Annotated in this window: 17 protein-coding genes; 14 read left to right on the top strand and 3 right to left on the bottom strand. The window is 39.7% G+C overall.

Annotated elements, in window-relative coordinates; genetic code table 11:
* Nucleotides 1-107: 107 nt before the first annotated feature.
* From QOX44_RS04125 to QOX44_RS04115, 3 genes are all read left to right on the top strand, one after another.
* On the top strand, nucleotides 108-1,946 hold the full coding sequence (locus tag QOX44_RS04125) for a DNA primase family protein (protein ID WP_233420475.1): 1,839 nt from the start codon (nucleotides 108-110) through the stop codon (nucleotides 1,944-1,946).
* Between the two features lie 195 nt (nucleotides 1,947-2,141).
* Nucleotides 2,142-3,086 carry a ParM/StbA family protein gene (locus tag QOX44_RS04120; RefSeq protein WP_040015520.1) on the top strand — a complete coding sequence of 315 codons (945 nt, stop codon included), beginning with the start codon at nucleotides 2,142-2,144 and terminating at the stop codon, nucleotides 3,084-3,086.
* On the top strand, nucleotides 3,083-3,535 hold the full coding sequence (locus QOX44_RS04115; RefSeq protein WP_005333760.1) for a hypothetical protein: 453 nt from the start codon (nucleotides 3,083-3,085) through the stop codon (nucleotides 3,533-3,535). Before QOX44_RS04120 ends, QOX44_RS04115 begins: the two co-directional genes overlap by 4 nt.
* 51 nt (nucleotides 3,536-3,586) lie before the next feature.
* Here the strand turns inward: QOX44_RS04115 and QOX44_RS04110 are convergent, their stop codons facing one another.
* Entirely contained in the window at nucleotides 3,587-3,820 is a 234-nt protein-coding gene (locus QOX44_RS04110; protein WP_015540886.1) for a helix-turn-helix domain-containing protein, read from the bottom strand.
* A 481-nt stretch (nucleotides 3,821-4,301) separates the two neighbouring features.
* Between QOX44_RS04110 and QOX44_RS04105 the strand changes: the two genes are divergently transcribed.
* From QOX44_RS04105 to QOX44_RS04090, 4 genes are all read left to right on the top strand, one after another.
* Nucleotides 4,302-4,436, top strand: a complete 135-nt coding sequence (locus QOX44_RS04105) for a hypothetical protein (RefSeq protein WP_015540887.1) — start codon at nucleotides 4,302-4,304, stop codon at nucleotides 4,434-4,436.
* 511 nt (nucleotides 4,437-4,947) lie between these two features.
* The gene (locus tag QOX44_RS04100) at nucleotides 4,948-5,328 is read left to right on the top strand and encodes a plasmid mobilization protein (protein WP_172675350.1); all 381 of its coding nucleotides are present in this window, start codon (nucleotides 4,948-4,950) and stop codon (nucleotides 5,326-5,328) included.
* Complete coding sequence (locus tag QOX44_RS04095; RefSeq protein WP_227189164.1) at nucleotides 5,277-6,518, top strand: relaxase/mobilization nuclease domain-containing protein; 1,242 nt, start codon at nucleotides 5,277-5,279, stop codon at nucleotides 6,516-6,518. The genes QOX44_RS04100 and QOX44_RS04095 overlap by 52 nt, the downstream gene beginning before the upstream one ends.
* The gene (locus QOX44_RS04090; RefSeq protein WP_238061211.1) at nucleotides 6,433-7,164 is read left to right on the top strand and encodes a DUF6040 family protein; all 732 of its coding nucleotides are present in this window, start codon (nucleotides 6,433-6,435) and stop codon (nucleotides 7,162-7,164) included. The genes QOX44_RS04095 and QOX44_RS04090 overlap by 86 nt, the downstream gene beginning before the upstream one ends.
* Before the next feature lie 214 nt (nucleotides 7,165-7,378).
* Here the strand turns inward: QOX44_RS04090 and QOX44_RS04085 are convergent, their stop codons facing one another.
* Nucleotides 7,379-8,368, bottom strand: a complete 990-nt coding sequence (locus QOX44_RS04085) for a helix-turn-helix domain-containing protein (protein ID WP_005333772.1) — start codon at nucleotides 8,366-8,368, stop codon at nucleotides 7,379-7,381.
* Nucleotides 8,369-8,560: 192 nt separating this feature from the next.
* On the opposite strand from QOX44_RS04085, the gene QOX44_RS04080 reads away from it, so the two are divergent.
* The 7 genes from QOX44_RS04080 to QOX44_RS04050 all read left to right on the top strand — a co-directional run bounded on the left by QOX44_RS04080 (nucleotide 8,561) and on the right by QOX44_RS04050 (nucleotide 16,284).
* Complete coding sequence (locus QOX44_RS04080; protein ID WP_005333775.1) at nucleotides 8,561-9,145, top strand: MptD family putative ECF transporter S component; 585 nt, start codon at nucleotides 8,561-8,563, stop codon at nucleotides 9,143-9,145.
* Nucleotides 9,145-9,882 carry an energy-coupling factor transporter transmembrane component T gene (locus QOX44_RS04075; protein WP_005333779.1) on the top strand — a complete coding sequence of 246 codons (738 nt, stop codon included), beginning with the start codon at nucleotides 9,145-9,147 and terminating at the stop codon, nucleotides 9,880-9,882. Before QOX44_RS04080 ends, QOX44_RS04075 begins: the two co-directional genes overlap by 1 nt.
* Nucleotides 9,883-9,893: 11 nt before the next feature.
* Complete coding sequence (locus QOX44_RS04070; protein ID WP_005333781.1) at nucleotides 9,894-11,384, top strand: ABC transporter ATP-binding protein; 1,491 nt, start codon at nucleotides 9,894-9,896, stop codon at nucleotides 11,382-11,384.
* A gap of 78 nt (nucleotides 11,385-11,462) precedes the next feature.
* Nucleotides 11,463-11,648 carry a hypothetical protein gene (locus QOX44_RS04065; protein ID WP_227159739.1) on the top strand — a complete coding sequence of 62 codons (186 nt, stop codon included), beginning with the start codon at nucleotides 11,463-11,465 and terminating at the stop codon, nucleotides 11,646-11,648.
* A 399-nt stretch (nucleotides 11,649-12,047) separates the two neighbouring features.
* Entirely contained in the window at nucleotides 12,048-12,677 is a 630-nt protein-coding gene (locus QOX44_RS04060; RefSeq protein ID WP_008369863.1) for a TetR/AcrR family transcriptional regulator, read from the top strand.
* Between the two features lie 111 nt (nucleotides 12,678-12,788).
* Nucleotides 12,789-14,543, top strand: a complete 1,755-nt coding sequence (locus QOX44_RS04055; RefSeq protein ID WP_283681410.1) for an ABC transporter ATP-binding protein — start codon at nucleotides 12,789-12,791, stop codon at nucleotides 14,541-14,543.
* Nucleotide 14,544: 1 nt separating this feature from the next.
* The gene (locus QOX44_RS04050) at nucleotides 14,545-16,284 is read left to right on the top strand and encodes an ABC transporter ATP-binding protein (RefSeq protein ID WP_005333791.1); all 1,740 of its coding nucleotides are present in this window, start codon (nucleotides 14,545-14,547) and stop codon (nucleotides 16,282-16,284) included.
* A gap of 203 nt (nucleotides 16,285-16,487) precedes the next feature.
* Here QOX44_RS04050 and QOX44_RS04045 read toward each other — a convergent pair whose 3' ends face one another.
* A complete protein-coding gene (locus QOX44_RS04045; protein WP_008369868.1) occupies nucleotides 16,488-17,063 on the bottom strand; it encodes a helix-turn-helix domain-containing protein in 576 nt (191 codons plus the stop codon).
* Nucleotides 17,064-17,105: the final 42 nt, after the last annotated feature.

Genomic DNA, 17,105 nt, shown 5'->3' with positions numbered 1-17,105 from the left:
TGTCAGTAACTAATCTGGCAGGTAACTGATAAAAATAGAATATTGTGAGCGAAGTAAGGCGTGAGTCATAAGATATGGCTTGCGTCTTTTTCTTTGCCTGAAAGGAAGTGATAAGTTTGAACAAGAAGTTTTTGAAGCATTATATGGAAACCAATCCAGAAGGGACAGCACAGACCTATATCTTTTTGGTGGACAATCAGGATATAGCGTTGAATATTGTGATGTCAGGTTATCAGGCACTTTGTCTGGTGCAGGAAGATGACGGATATTATTTCAGTGCAGATTCCTTTATAGAGGAAATGAGATCTATTCAGTTTACTGGAAGCTGTCAGAGTGCCTATCATTATGTGGCTTCCTGTACGGTGAAGTGGGTAAATGATAAGATACTGACATTTTTCAAAGACGCTGGTCTTGACGGAAAAGCAGGCTGGCAGTTGTTCAAAGAGAAGGAGTACCTTGGCAAACTGGATAATCAGAAAGAAGTTGAGAAATTACTGGAACAGTATATTCTTCGGTTTGAGCGAGATCCGAAAGAAGAACCGGAACTGAGCCGTTTTCACTTATTTGATGCAAAAGGGAATGTGAAAGGTGTCCGGGATATGGAGATTGTAGATTACCTGGTGGAGAATGTTCAGTTTTTTGTGGTGGGAATCACACCGTATTATTATGAGCATGGTGTTTTCCTGGAAGACCATGATGGGGTAAGAATGAAATACCGTATCCAGAAGCTGATCTATCGTGATCAGGTACAGAGTGGAGTGATCAAAAGAATCTATAATCTACTGATCGCACAGCCAAAAGTTCACCGAGAGGCATATGAACTAAATAAACAACCTGTGCGGTGGATCAATTTCAAAAATGGATATTATGATCCGGTTAAAGGCGAAATGTTGGAACACAATCCAGATTATCTGACAATCAATCAGATACCATTTCCCTATTATCCAGAAGATTGTGAGCAGGTGTTACAAGGTGGAGAAAATATAAAAAAGTATCTGGCATCGTCTCTTCCTAACAAAGAAGAACAGCAGACATTCTGGGAGTATTTTGGATACTGCATGACACAGGATACGCAGTTTCAGAAATTCCTTACACTGAAAGGAAATGGTGGAACCGGAAAGTCTGTGGCAGTATCGCTGATCCAGCATGTAGTTGGAATCACCAATATGTCCAGTATTTCTTTACAGGATTTAAATAAACGATTCTATGCGACTGGAATGTATGGAAAGCTGTTAAATGCCTGTGCAGATATTCCATGCAAAGCAATGGAGAACACAGATGTATTAAAGAAAGCAGTCGGTGAGGACACACTGATTTATGAGAAAAAAGGACAGGATGCAATTCATTTCCACTCTTATGCGAAGCTGCTTTTTTCTACCAATGAAATGCCGCAGAATCTTGAGGATAAGTCAGATGCTTTTTACCGTAGACTACTGATTCTTGATATGAACCGGGTAGTAAAAAGTGGTGAAAAAGATCTGCACTTAAAGGAAAAGGTACAGGCAGAATCCGATTATGCAATTCATATGGCGATGATTGCATTGAAAAATCTGTACGAACAGGGAAAGTTCACGGAGAGCGAACACAGCAAAGAATGTGTAAGAGAAGTGCAACGGACGTCAGATAGTATCTGTGCTTTTATTGATGAGTCATTGGTGCGTGCCAAAGGAAAACGTCTGAAACGAAGTGAAGTGTTCCATATGTATGAGGAATACTGTAAAGAGAATGGCAGACAGGGGCATGGTAAATCCAACTTTTTCAGAAATATGACAGATAAAGGTTTCCTTCTGAAGCAGTACAATGGTGAGTTTTATTATCAGGATATTGCAGTTAAGGAAGAAGATTTTTGTCCTGTAGATCCAGAAGAAAGAATACCTTTTGAAGAAACAGATATAGATTATAAACAGTTACAATTAAATATGAATCAGGAAATTAAGGGCATTTAGGGCAAAATAAGCAAAAAGAAATGTTACCGGAGCAGGAGAAATAACAAAGATAGCTGCCAGAGTACATAAAATTTTGCTTTTTTTACACTGACTGCCCTTTTTCATGTATCAACGTTTTAGCTGATACAAATATAGGTTTTTCCCAAATTTGGGAGAAAGTCAAAAATAAATATTAAGAAAGTATGAGGTATGATTATGAGAATGATGAAAAACAACAATAATGAGACAGTTATGGTGATCGGGATTGATCATGGGTATGGAAACATGAAAACAGCCACCAGATGCTTTCCATCCGGTGTAGCCAGATATGACAAGGAGCCAATCTTCCAGAATAATCTTCTTGTTTACAATGACATGTATTACCAGATCGGAGAGGAACACAAGGAGTTCTGTGCAGAGAAAACGCAGGACGAGGACTATTATGTGCTGACACTGGCGGCTATCGCAAGGGAACTGGATGGGAAAGGTATGAACCGGGCAAAGGTACACATTGCAGCCGGACTTCCACTTACCTGGGTAGCTATACAGAAAGAAGATTTCCAGAAATATCTTCTCCAGAATGAATGTGTGGATTTTACATTCCGCAATAAAGAATATCGTGTGGAGTTTGCAGGAGCTGATATTTACCCACAGGGATTTGCAGCAGCTTTTTACCGTTTACAGGATTTCAAAGGAATCAACATGCTTGTGGATATTGGAAACGGGACTATGAACATCATGTATATCAATAATTCCCGTCCATTAGAGAAGAAATGCTTTACAGAGAAATATGGAACGCACCAGTGTGTGCTTGCAGTCAGGGAATCTTTGTTGAAAGAACTGGGAACAGTGGTGGATGATCTGGTGATTGAGCAGGTGATCCGTACCGGGACAGCAGATATTGGTGAGAAATATCTGACAGTCATTCGTAAAGCTGCCGGAGATTATACGAAAGAAATCTTTCATAAGCTGAGAGAACGGGAATATAATCCAGAACTGATGCGTCTGTATGTGGTCGGCGGTGGCGGTTGTATGATCCAGAATTTTGGAGAATATGACAAGAGCCGGGTGACAATTGTACGGGACATCTGTGCCACAGCGAAAGGCTATGAAGCAATGAGCGTAAGGAAAATCCAGAGAAACGGAGGGATGCTTGTATGAGAAAAGAACGGAAAATCATCAACACAAATATCCGTTTGAATCTTTGTGATGAACAGGACAGGCAGGCATGGGAATATTTGCAGACGATGGACAGGGAAAAATATAAATCGTACACCAGAGCAGTTGTAGTTGCTTTAAACGATTATTTTTCCAGAGAGTACAGGAATGAAGCAGATCCGTATCTGGAAACCAGAGAAAAGGAAGATGCTTTTCTGGAAAGAGTGGAAACAGCTGTCCGGGATGGAGTGAAAGAATCTGCCCCGATGGCTATAGCGAAGAATCTGATGGAAATGCTTGTACCGTTTGTAAAAGAATCGGTAGGAGAAATTAATCTGCCAGACAGAACACTAACAATGGAGAAAACGGATGAAGAGATCGCAGAAGATAATCTGGACTGGGAGAAAGAAGCTGATATGGATGCAGCACTGGATTTTGCAGACAGTTTTTAGCTGATTATAAAAGAAAAGCAGTCTGGCTTACATAAAATAAATCAGACTGCTTTAAGTGGAGCTATTCTTTTTTCTTGGGTAAGGACGTTTATCATCTGTCAGGTTTAGCAGATAATCAACGCTGGTATTATGAAATTCAGCCAGTTTAATCAGAATGTGAGTAGGGATATCGACATCACCACATTCATAATTACTGTAAATACGCTGACTGCAATTTAGGATTTCACCCATATTCTTCTGCGTAAGGTCACGATCTTCACGCAGATCCCGTATTCTCTGATACATGTGTTTCACCTCTAGCATAATAATAACTTAGCGAGATATTCACTATTGAAATATAGCGGGAAATTCGCTACACTGAATTTAAAAATGTAGGAGGGAGAAGTACAGAGTGAAAGAGAAAGTGAAAAAGGTGCTGGTGTGGATTTTTGAGTTTGTCTTATTTTGTGGATATTTCTATGTTTTATTCGTGAATCTGGTATGTGGATTTGGATATGGAGGGATAAGCAGCAGAGGACAGGCAATAAAGATTTTGTGTGCTTCGTTCTTTTTTGCAGCGGGATTGCCAGGATTGATCTGGTATCAGCATCGCAGACTTATGAAACTGGAGAATTTATTACATGACCTGCTTGAAATTTGCGACAAAATAAAATAGCAGTAACAGGAAAAAGGACTGACAGTAAAGAATAGTTTTACGAAAACAGAATAGCAGAAAAAGACAATAGCAGTGATAGCATTTCAGACATTATGAGTTGGAGAAATGTTCATGACTGCTATTTTTATGCCTTTCAGCAGAAATAGAAAGCAGTTCAGAAAAAGAAAGACAGAAATAACAGGGAAATATGGCAGAAAGGTGTTTGCAGATGAGAGGGGTGTACAAACAGGCAAAGAAAAGATATAGGGTGCCGGATACGGCACATGATTGTCCGATACTTCGCATCGGAGTGGTGCATGACCAGCCTGTTTCAGAAAGGGAAAATCTATGAAAGGTGGAGCTTTTCTTTTTCTTCCGCAGTCGGCTCCTGCACCACAAACCCACCGTCATCTCCATTTGGATTTGATAATGTAGGGTGGAAAATATTGCCTGGCGGGTGTCGATTCAGTGGTGGGGAGATGACAGGCAAGTTTCGCAAAGTGGCAAGCCACTATGCACCGGAGCCAGCCTTTGGGCTGTTCCTAAACTTGCCAGAGGGCTCCGCCCCTTGGAACCCCGGCACGTCAATGGCGTAAGTATTCCTGCGAAATGTCCACCGGACATTCCTACGGAACACTTACTGATTGACTAGGACGCTGTCCTGCACCTGTATAAGAGAGCGTTGCACTCTCTTATAAATCTCCTACCAATATGCCGCCAGAACGCTGTGGCTGTTAACAAAGAATGAAAATCAAGCAATGAAAGGAGACAAAAGCCTATGAGAAAACGAAATCATACAGTAACCATACGGATGAATAAAGAGGAATACGATTTGTTTCAGAGCAAGGTTAAAGAATCCGGAAGAACACAGCAGGAAGTTGTGATAAAAGCAATCGCAGACTTGAAGATAGCAACGGCAGAGGAAATAGAAGAACTGAAAAGACTGAACCAGATGTTTGCGGATATCCTTTGTCAGCTCCGGGGAGCTACGACAAATATCAACCAGATTGCAAGAAAACTGCATACAGATGGAGAAATCCCAAACGACAGTATGTTGTATTTCCTCAATAAAAATATTCTCAAGTATCGGAAGGAGAGTGAAAGGATATGGCAGTTAATAAGACGATTAATAAGCGGACAAATACACATGGAGCAATGAGAAATTGTATTGAATATGTTTTACGACAGGACAAGACAAGTGAGCTGCTTACTTATATAACAGGCCCGTACTGTCACAATGAAATTAATTATGATCTGGTGTACAGAACCTTTTTGGAAGAAAAGAAGATGTGGAATAAAGATACAGGGAGAATGTATGCCCACAACATTATTTCCTGGCATAAGGATGAGCAGATCACCCCGGAGCAGGCATTTGAATTTGGAAAAGAGTTTGCAGAAAATTGGTTCAGTGGATTCCAGACCTTAGTGGCTGTGCATAAGGATAAAGACCATATCCACTGCCATTTGGTTACTAATTCAGTGAGTTATGAAGATGGGAGAAAGCTGCATAACACCAGAAAAGATCTGGAACGTATGAAACAGCTTACCAATCAGATGTGCCGGGAACGAGGACTGACCGTTGCCGAAAAAGGAAAGCATTTTGATGGAAGTCAGATTGAAAAAGGGGAAGTCATTGCATGGAGCAAAGACAAATATAATCTGTTCCGTCAGCAGGTAAAGGATAGCTTTGTAGCGGACTGTGCAATGGCAGTGTTAAAAGCACTGGAAAATTGTATCAGCAAAGAAAAGTTTATAGAAAAAATGAAGCAGTTCGGATGGAACGTAAACTGGACAGAGAAACGGAAGCACATTACTTTTCAGAACCAAGAGGGAAAGAAAGTACGTGACAGTAATCTGTTCAAAACATTTCATTTGGATATCAGCAAGGAGGGACTAGAGAATGAATTTAATGGAAATAGGAAAAAAGCCAGAGATTCAGCCAACAGAGACAGCAGATCAGATGAAGAACTTGCCGGATACTACCGACAAGTGGAAGCAGCTTGCGAAGGAGCAGGCGGCGTCACTGGAGCTAGTGACGGAAGAGAGAGACGAGTTACAGGTGAGAAATCAGAAGATGAACGAGTTTATCCAGAAATTTCAGGAAAGGACACACAAGCTGAAAATGGAAAAACAGAAGCTATTCTTCGAGAATCACGAAATGCAAGACGAAATTCGGAAATTAAACGACGAAATTCATCGTTTGACAACCGAACTGTCCGAAACGCAGAAGCTGAATCAATCGCTTCAGAAGAACAACGACGATTTGAGGAACAGAAACGGCTTGAAGAGCAGGAGCGAGCAAGAGCAGCTCGAAGAAGAAATAAAAGACGTTCGGGACCAGAACTCTAAATTGCAGATACAGGTTAATAAATCATCTGTTGAAGCAGTAGATGAAGCACAGAAGAAACAAAAAGAAGCAGAGAAAAAGATAGAGCAGGCAGAATCCAAAGCCCGTAACGAAAAGAAACGTGCTGAGCTGGAAATTCGTAAAGCGAAAAAAGAAGTAAAGGACAGAACGGAAAGCATGAAGTCTATAGAATATTTCTGGGGAATGGGATACATTACGGTAGTCCTGTTTGCAATTCTACAGAATGGTGCTTTTCAACATGATTTCATAGATTTTTTTATGGCTCCATTCATGTGGTATGTTCGATTTTGTAAATGGCTGGTATATCCAACTTATGATAATGGATTTAACCAGAAAATAGCATATACAGGTGGGGAAGTATGGGTTATCAGGATTCTGGCAATCGTAGCTGTGCTTTTCATAATGGGAATCATAATGGTGATAATTATGGAAACAATAAAACAATACAAAAAAATGTGGAACGAAATTTCACAAATGTTTTTGATTGGAAGCCTTTCAGGGATAGCAGTGCTTGGGGATGTAACTAGAAAATATCTGCCGGTGAATTTGATTTTGCTATTTATACTCATTAATATGGGTATCATGCTACTCAGAATATATCTTCGGAAGAAGTTTGATTATATGTAATTTGTTATTTTAATGACCAGTGGGTGGTACTTGACAAATGATAAAGCTGTTATTATGATTGCACACCGCCTAAAAACAGTACAGAAAGCTGAACGGATTTTCGCTCTGGAGAATGGAAAACCGTACAGCAGGGAATACATGAAGAACTTGTGAGACAGGATGGGATTTATCGTCATTTTATTGTTGAAAGAAGAGAGGCAACAAAATGGAGAGTTTAGGAGTCTAAATGTCTGGTGCGGCGATATTCCAAAGGTGATACACCAAAATGCTTTTTAAACACAGAGGCGAATTTGCTCTGATTCAGATATCCGACCTGTGCTGCAATCTCAGCTACAGACAGTCGTGTTGAGGCAAGCAGTTCGCCTGCTTTATTCATACGCATTTCACGCAGATAGACAGAAATATTCTGTCCGTAAACACCGCGAAAATAATTTTTTAGACTGGTTTCGCTGATAGAAAAATATTCAGCCAATTCCCACGCAGGATGATGCAGCCTTAGGTCTGAGGTGATGATATTTTCGACCTTTTTAGCAATATTAACCTGAGATTCAGTAAAGAAAGTGCAGGCCTGAGACTTAGGGATAGCCTCCAAATTTTGTAGTACTGAGAATAAAGCGAGCGTATATATTTTCATTTGAATGACTGCAAAAGAGGCCGGAAAATCATATAATTCCCATAGTTTTTTGAGAATTTCCTCAGTTTCGTGGGTCGCTGTCGATATATAAGTGCTTCCATGAGGACAAAACATCTTTGAGATTTTTCTGAAATCAATGCTAAATTCATTTTGTACCCATGTATTTTCTAAAGTAAATGTATCTATATCAATAAAGAATTCAAGCCCCTCATAGATGCGCTTTGGATAAACATATTCTTTTTGGGCGAAGCATTCTGTGAGAGAAAGTTCTCTGTCTTTGATGTAGACAAAATTTTTGTTGTTCAGGATCATTTCACAACGACCTGTCACACAATAGTTAAGAAGCAATGGACCTTTTGTAATGGAGCTGTCTGATCGAAGGTCGGGAGCCGTCCAGGTTGGAGAATTTATAAAAATATATGCCAGAGACAGACCGGGAAAAAGTGAAAAAAAGGTCATCGAACCTTTACCTTCCTTCGTATTTAATATAAGCTCCATACTATATTCAGCCTGTTTTATGGATATACCTGGTATTTTGATACATTTTTTGATCACGTCGTTAATTTTCATAGAAGATCTCCCTGATATAAGTACTTTTGCCCTGTAACAGATAATATTATAGGATTTGAAGAGAGCAGAGTCAACAATAAAACCCAATGCTGTTTGGAGCTAAAATGATATTTGGTTGTAGAGATATAACAAAACATATGGTATTTTATGGAGTAGTTAGATAGAGCTAATTATACAAGGGAGGTATTCTGTATGAATAACAAATTACAGGCGAAGGACCTGATTAATCTGGGACTTTTCACAGTCCTTTATTTTGTACTCGGATGTTGTGTGGCAATTCCGATTGGCTTTGTTCCGATATTTCTTCCGATTCTTGGTGCATTGTGGACACTGATCACAGGAATTCCATTTATGTTATTCCTGACAAGGGTAAAGAAGTTTGGTATGGTAACGCTGATGGCAATTCTGAGTGGCCTTTTGATGGGACTTACCGGAATGGGATATTGGGGTGTACCTTTGGGGCTTATCTTTGGGCTGCTGGGAGATTTGATTCTGAAATTTGGCAATTATAAAAGTGCTAAAAGGAGCCTGATTGGATATGCAGTATTCAGTCTCTGGATGGTTGGTACATATATTCCAATGTACTTCATGGTAGAAGATTCAAGAGCCAGCTTCGCAGCCAGTTTTGGTAAAGAGTATGCAGATAAAGTAATGGCTGTCATGCCTATGTGGAGCATTGTTCTTGTGATTGCAGGTATCTTTATCTGCGCAATCATTGGAGGAATGATTGGAAAAGCGTTGCTCAAAAAACACTTTGTAAAAGCAGGAATCGTGTAATGGATGAGATATTATCTGCTACTGTTGACAGCAGAAATGGAATTGTTTTAGATCCTAGAACAAAATTGTTTATGCTTATAACGATTACAACATTGATGTTCAGTACCAGCAATGATGGAATCATGAATATAGTGAAACCAATACTAAGCCTTATACCATTTGCATTGATTTTGTCAGAGCACAAATTCAAAACAGCCGGTAAATATGCAGTTCTCTATGCGGTATGCTTTGTACTGGAGCGGCTGGCATTGAATGTTTGGAGTGGTATGATTTCTTTTCTGATATTGGCAGCAACATCAATTATGACGCGTTTTGCACCGGGAATTATGACAGGCGCATATCTGATTTCTTCTACATCTGTAAGTGAGTTTATCAGTGCAATGGAGCGGATGCATGTCACAGAAAAAATCATAATACCGTTGTCAGTTATTTTCCGTTTCTTTCCTACAATCAAGGAAGAATATCAGGCAATCCGGGATGCAATGAAAATGAGAAATATCCGTTTTGGTGGTAAAAATCCATTCCTTATGATTGAATACCGGCTGATACCATTGATGGTATCCGTAATAAAAATTGGTGATGAGCTGTCTGCAGCAGCTCTAACAAGGGGACTTGGTGCACCGGTCAGAAGAACCAATGTCTGCGAGATTGGCTTTCATGTACAGGATTTTAGTGCCATTGTTGTTTGCTTTGCATGCTTTATATTGTTCTTTTTGCATCAGTATATTGTTTTTTGAGGTAGTACATTATGATAAAAATAGATCATGCAACATTTACATATGGAGAAAATAATGAATATTCTGTGGGAATCCGGGATATTGATCTGGAGATAGAAGATGGTCAGGTTATTGTGCTATGTGGGGAGAGCGGTTGTGGAAAAACAACACTCACTCGAATGATCAATGGGTTGATTCCACATTATTATGAAGGAAAATTAACTGGTGAGATATGGATAAATGGGATAAATGTTTCGCAGCAGCCACTGTATGATACAGCAAAAATTGTTGGAAGTGTTTTTCAAAATCCACGGTCACAGTTTTTTAATGTAGATACAACAAGCGAGATTACTTTTGGATGTGAAAATCTTGGAATGCCAAAGGAAGAAATCAAAGATCGATTGCAGGCTACAATTCAGGAGCTGCATCTGAAAAAATTGATTGGACGCAATATTTTTCAGCTTTCAGGTGGAGAGAAGCAGAAGATTGCCTGTGCAGGGGTTTCTATTATGAAACCGGATATTTTTGTCCTGGACGAACCCTCTTCTAATCTGGATGCAGCTTCAATCATGGATCTGCGAAGAATAATCGCCCACTGGAAGGAACAGGGAAAAACGATTATTATATCGGAGCATCGCCTGTATTATCTGCGTGGGCTGGCGGATCGGTTTATTTATATGAAAGAGGGACAGATTATTCAGGATTATTCAGCCACAGAGTTTGAAAATCTGACAGAAGAAAAGCGAGAAGAGATGGGACTGCGGGCTTATGTTCTGGAAAATCTCCTTATGCCAGAGATGTTGATATCAGAAAGAACCACAATGGAACTTCATGATTTTAATTTTGCATATAAGAATGGTCCACAGATTTTATATATCAGAGAATGTGAGATTCCGGCAAATCGGATTGTCGCAATTACGGGCAATAATGGAGCTGGAAAATCTACTTTTTCCCGTTGTTTCTGTGGTTTGGAAAAACAATGTGGCACAATCATCTGGAATGGAAAAACTTACAGACCAAAAGAAAGGCTGAAAGCCTGTTATATGGTTATGCAGGAAGTGAATCATCAGCTTTTTACAGAGACAATACAGGATGAAGTTATGATTAGCATGAAAGAAGAAAATGAGAAAGAAGCAGACAAATTTCTTGATATGCTGGATCTGATAAAAGTCAAAGACCGTCATCCAATGTCACTTTCCGGAGGTCAGAAGCAGCGGGCGGCTATCGCATCTGCAATTGCCTCCGGGCGCTCTGTGCTGTTTTTGGATGAACCAACCAGTGGTCTTGATCATAAGCATATGCTGGAGGTTGCAGAGGTTCTAAGAGAAGTGTGGGATACCGGAATTTCGGTTTATGTGATCACACATGATTTGGAACTGATTATAGAGTGTTGCACTGATGTCATTCATTTTGAAAATGGAACTATTGCAGATCAGTATCAGATGGATGCAGAAGGAATGGAGAAGATAAGAAAATATTTTATCCAGGAAAAGTGTTGTGGCAAGTGGAGTAAATCTGACTGATGGCAAAGGATATTGTAAATAGTTTTGGAAAGTAGATGAATGATAATTATGAGCAAATATAATCCTTTATGGAAGTGAATCAATAAAAATAAAACAGACGATTTCAAGTTGACTTTTGCTGAAATTGAAAACATTGCCGGAGTGCCTATAGATCATTCGTTCCTTACATTCAAAAAGGAACTTTTGCAGTATGGTTTTAAGGTGGTAAAAATTTCTATGAAGGAACTGACAGTAGATTTTGAAAAAGTCGAAGAGGAGGCTTAAACATGGAATCAAAGAAATAGAACTTGTAGTTGCATCTTCGATTGGTGCAGATCTTGCCATGGCATTTCTGACATAGGCAAAAATACCGTTAAAGCATGTATTTTTTGATGGTGGACAGTTTGTACAAATTGGAAAGGCAACACGCAGAATCATGGTTCCGTTCTTATATATAGCAATGAAAAGTTTATATTGGTCAAAAGGAAAGATGCTGAAGAGAATCATGTGGTGTGACGACGGCAAAATCAAACTACAGATGCATCTGCTAAGTGAAAATTGAATACACGGGAAAATAAAAAATCGAAACAGCAGACTTGACAAATTCCTGTAATGAGTTAAAATATAACAGTGCTATATAGCACTGTTATATTTTTGGAAAGAACTTTAGAGGATACGAAAAGAATGTCGACAAAAGCAGAAGATACACAAAAAAATATATTAAATACAGCCAGAAAACATTTCCTGAAAGATGGTCTGACCGGAGCATCTTTAAGAAACATTGTAAAAGATGCCGGACTTACTACTGGTGCATTTTACAAATATTATCCGACGAAAGAGGCACTTTTTGATGCACTGACAGATCCCTATATGGAACACATTTATCAGATTTATGATCAGATCGTTGAGGAGTTTGAAAAGCTTTCGGCCAGTGATCAGACAAGGAATATGTCGTATACATCCAGTGATGGAATGGAGCAGATGGTTGATTATATTTATGATCATTATGATAATTTCAGATTATTGTTGAAATGTGGAGACAGTGGAAAATTTGAACTATTCATACACAATATGGTAGAACGGGAAATGAAGTCCAGCCTGAAATATATGGAAAAGATGAAAGAGAACGGTGTGAAAATACCGATTGTAGAGGAAAGCCTTATGCATATGATCTATACGGGATTTTTTTCATCAGTATTTCAGATCATTGAGCATGATATAGACAGGGAGACTGCAAAGAAAAATGTGCATCAGCTGAAAGAATTCAATACAGGTGGCTGGGAACGATTGTGGAATATTGAATTCCCGGTATAACTAATGTAAGTCAGGTGGCTAATGCCAGTAAGCCACCTATTTTATTATATATGAGTTAGAATAAACTAATGAAAGAAACAACAATAAAACCAAAGTAAGGAGTGAACGAATGTGAAAGAAAAAAAGAAGTCGGCAATCAGCTGGATCCTGACATGGGCCGGACAAAAAAGAATTGCCTATGTATGGAGTGTGTTACTTGCAATCGGAAATGTGATTTTTAAGATTTTGCCGTATTTTATTATTGCAGATATAGTAAAGCTGTTTTTAAATGGTGAAAAGGAGTTTGAAATATATCTTGCAAAAGCGGTTCTGATTGCATTATCGTTTATCATTGCAGAACTGCTTCATTCACTTTCGACAGCATTGTCACATAAAGCAACGTTTGCAGTACTTGCAAATATAAGAAAATCCTGCTGTGACAAGCTGGCGCGGGTACCTCTTGGCTATGTGAAAGACACACCTTCCGGTACATTTAAAAATATTATGGTGGAAAGAATCGACAGTATCGAGACAACACTGGCGCATATTGTCCCGGAATTCACGTCCAATCTGCTGGCACCGATTGTGATTTTGATTTATTTCTTCCTGACAGACTGGAGACTGGCACTCTGGTCATTGGTGCCGGTTATAGTGGGATTTCTTTCCTATTTTGGAATGATGCTGGATTATAAACCAAGCTTCGAGAGAACGGTTCAGACAACAAAAGATCTGAATGATGCGGCAGTGGAATATATTGACGGAATCGAAGTGATCAAGGCATTTGGAAAGACAGAAAGTTCTTATGCCAAATTTACAAAGGCGGCTTTTGAATATGCAGATTCCTTTATTTCCTGGATGAAACGGTGCTCGATCTTTCATGGACTGATGATGGTGGTCACACCTTATACGCTTCTTACGGTATTGCCGTTTGGGGCACATTATGTAGCCAATGGAACACTTGCGATTTCAGATTTTGTCATCTGCATTATTTTATCACTTGGAATCGTTGGACCGTTGATCACAGTGGGTTCCTATACAGATGATCTTGGCAAGATCGGAGTGATTGTTAGTGAAGTGGCAGGAATTCTGGAACAGCCGGAGCTTGAACGTCCAGAGAAAAGTAAAAGTGTTCCAAAAGATAACTCCGTTACACTTGAAAATGTCAGGTTTGGTTATCACGACAAAGAGATTCTGCATGGAGTAACTATGGAGCTAAAAGCAGGAACGGTAAATGCAATCGTAGGACCTTCCGGAAGCGGAAAGTCAACCATCGCAAAGCTGATTGCGTCCTTGTGGGATGTGGATTCCGGAAGTATTAAAATCGGTGGAGTTGATGTCAAAGAAATGTCGCTTGCAGATTTTAATCGGAAAATTGCATATGTTGCACAGGATAATTATCTGTTCAATGAAACGGTACGTGAAAATATTAGACAGGGAAATCCGGAGGCTACAGATGAACAGATCATCGAGGTGACAAAGAAAAGCGGATGCTATGAATTTATCATGCAGCTTGAGAACGGATTTGATACGGTTGTAGGAGGTGCAGGAGGACATCTGTCAGGAGGAGAGAGGCAGCGTATCTCCATTGCAAGGGCAATGCTGAAGGATGCTCCGATTGTAATTCTTGATGAGGCAACTGCTTATACGGATCCGGAAAATGAGGCGATTCTGCAGAATTCTATTGCAAAACTGGTAGCAGGGAAGACACTGATCGTAATCGCACACAGGCTTTCTACCGTTAAGGACAGTGATCAGATCTTTGTCGTAAATGATGGAAATGTAACAGCACATGGTACACATGAGGAACTACTGATGTTATGCCCGCTTTATAAGGAAATGTGGGATGCCCATATTTCTGTAAAAGATACGGTGAAGGAGGGAGAATGATATGTTTGGAATTCTGGCAAAATTCTTTCGTTTTTCAGGTAGGGAAAATGGTAATAAATTTAAACTGTCGATAGTGATCGGACTTATAGAGGCTCTCGCTTCAGCAATGAAGATACCGGCTATTATGTACATATTGATTGGTTTGATGAGTGGAAAACCAATAGGAAAATATATTGGTGGTTCAATTGCGATCATGGTGATTGCAATTGTAGTTGATGTCATCTGTAAGAGATACTCTACAGTGCTTCAGACAGAAGGAGGATATAATGCGAGTGCTTTTATGAGAATCAAGATTGCAGAGCATCTGCGCTATCTGCCGATGGGATATTTTAATGCCAACAGCATCGGGGAAATTTCTTCTATTACGACGAATACAATGGAAACACTTGGCGATGTAGCTGCGAGAGTGGTTATGCTGACCATGCAGGGAATTCTGGAAACATCCATGATCATTCTTATGCTGTTTCTTTTTGACTGGAGAATTGGACTGACAGCTGCAGCAGGAGTGCTTATTTTCTTTGGTGTAAATGCTGTGATGCAGAATGCAGGGAAAAACGATTCAGAGCAAAAAGTGGTATGCGATACAGAGCTTGTAAATCAGATCATGGAGTATCTGCAGGGAATATCAGAAGTAAAATCATACAACCTGCTTGGAAAACAGGCAAAAAGATTAAATGATGCAAATGAAGCATGCGAAAAGATTAATACAAAGATGGAGATGTTGTTTGTCCCTTATCATTTTCTGCAAAGCGTCATAACAAAAACCACAGGTGCAGTAATCGTAGCATGCAGTGCATATTTTTATATTAATGGAACTATGAGTGCGGTCTATGCAATTGGTATGACAATCTCAGCATTTATGCTTTATGCCAGTCTGGAATGTGCAGGAAATTATTCATCTCTTTTACATGTGGTAAGCGTATGTGTAGATAAAGCAAATGCAATATTGGAGCTGGATACCATGGATATCGACGGTAAAGAAATACAGCCGGAAAATTACGATATTAGACTTTCTAATGTTTCGTTTTCTTATGACAAACGGAAGATCATTGATGATATATCGCTCTCTATTCCGCAGAAAACGACGACAGCAATCGTTGGACCATCTGGTGGAGGAAAATCAACACTTTGCAATCTGATTGCCAGGTTCTGGGATGTGGATTCCGGGGAAGTGACACTTGGAGGTGTGAATGTAAAAGACTACAGCATGAACAGTCTGATGCGTAATTTTTCATTTGTATTTCAGTCGGTGTATTTGTTCGCAGACACCATTGAGAATAATATTAAATTCGGACGTCAGGATGCAAGTCATGAGGAAGTGGTGGAAGCGGCGAAGAAAGCGTGCTGTCATGATTTTATCAGCAAACTTCCGGATGGGTACGACACAGTGATTGGAGAAGGTGGAGCCACACTTTCCGGCGGTGAGAAACAGCGTATTTCGATAGCCAGAGCGATTATGAAGGATGCGCCAATCGTCATATTGGATGAAGCAACGGCAAATGTTGATCCAGAGAATGAAAAGGAGCTGATGGATGCAGTAGATGCACTTACAAAGGAAAAAACGATTATTATGATTGCCCACAGATTAAAAACGGTCAGACATGCAGACCAGATTGTGGTTGTTGACAAAGGAAGAATTGTACAGCAGGGAACACATGAGCAACTAATGAAGCAGGAAGGCATTTATAAGAGATTTGTGGATGCAAGGCAGCAGGCAGTAAGCTGGAAACTGGCCCACTGAGAAATAATCCACAGTTGGTGAATATCCAAATTGAATTGTCTGAAAGAGATTTAATTTAAGTTTCTCTAAGTTTCACTTGTATAGGTGGAATGAGGAAAATTCAATAGAGCAATATGAAAAAAGCACTGAAAACCGTTGGACTGATGGTTTTCAGTGCTTTTTTCTTTGGTTAAAGAGAAAAAACATAATAAATTTAAGTTTTGCTAAGTTTCACTAAGTTCTGCATTTGCAGATCGCCATTGCCTTTTCGGCTCATATTTCCCACACCCATCACAGGTCTGTGGCCAGTTAATTTTCCACTCAAAATACTCATCTCTGGTAATTTTACCGGATTTCAATTCTTCTTTTCTGAGAAGCCATTCTTTCATAAAATCATTGAGAACTCCATAATTGAACCACATACCAACAGGTGGATGAGCCGGCCAGTTATCAGAATCATGATAACGGACAGCGGTACCCTCACTGGAATTGCATTTTTTACCCGGATAGGTTTCTAACTGAAAGAGATTAATAGCTGCTGGGTTAAATTCATCAATCCAGAACAGAATTTCCATCAGTTCAGAGGCGTCCATCGTGGTTGGCTCATGTAGTGTCAGTGGGTTTACGTCCAGAATCTTAGCCATTTCAGTTACCAGATCTTTGCGGGGAACCCGGTAATTCGTTTCATATTGGGCAAGACGATTTGCACCTTTATCGCCCCAACCGAGGGCAGCACCAAGTTCTGCCTGTGTCATATTCCGGAATGTCCGGATTTTTTTTATTTTATCACCGATTGTCATATCAGATTTCCCACTTTCTTTTTGATAAATCCATTTTACTAC

It is taken from the genome of Parablautia sp. Marseille-Q6255, assembly GCF_951230155.1.
GTDB lineage: Bacteria > Bacillota > Clostridia > Lachnospirales > Lachnospiraceae > Choladousia.
This window is presented reverse-complemented; position numbering and strand designations above follow the sequence as displayed.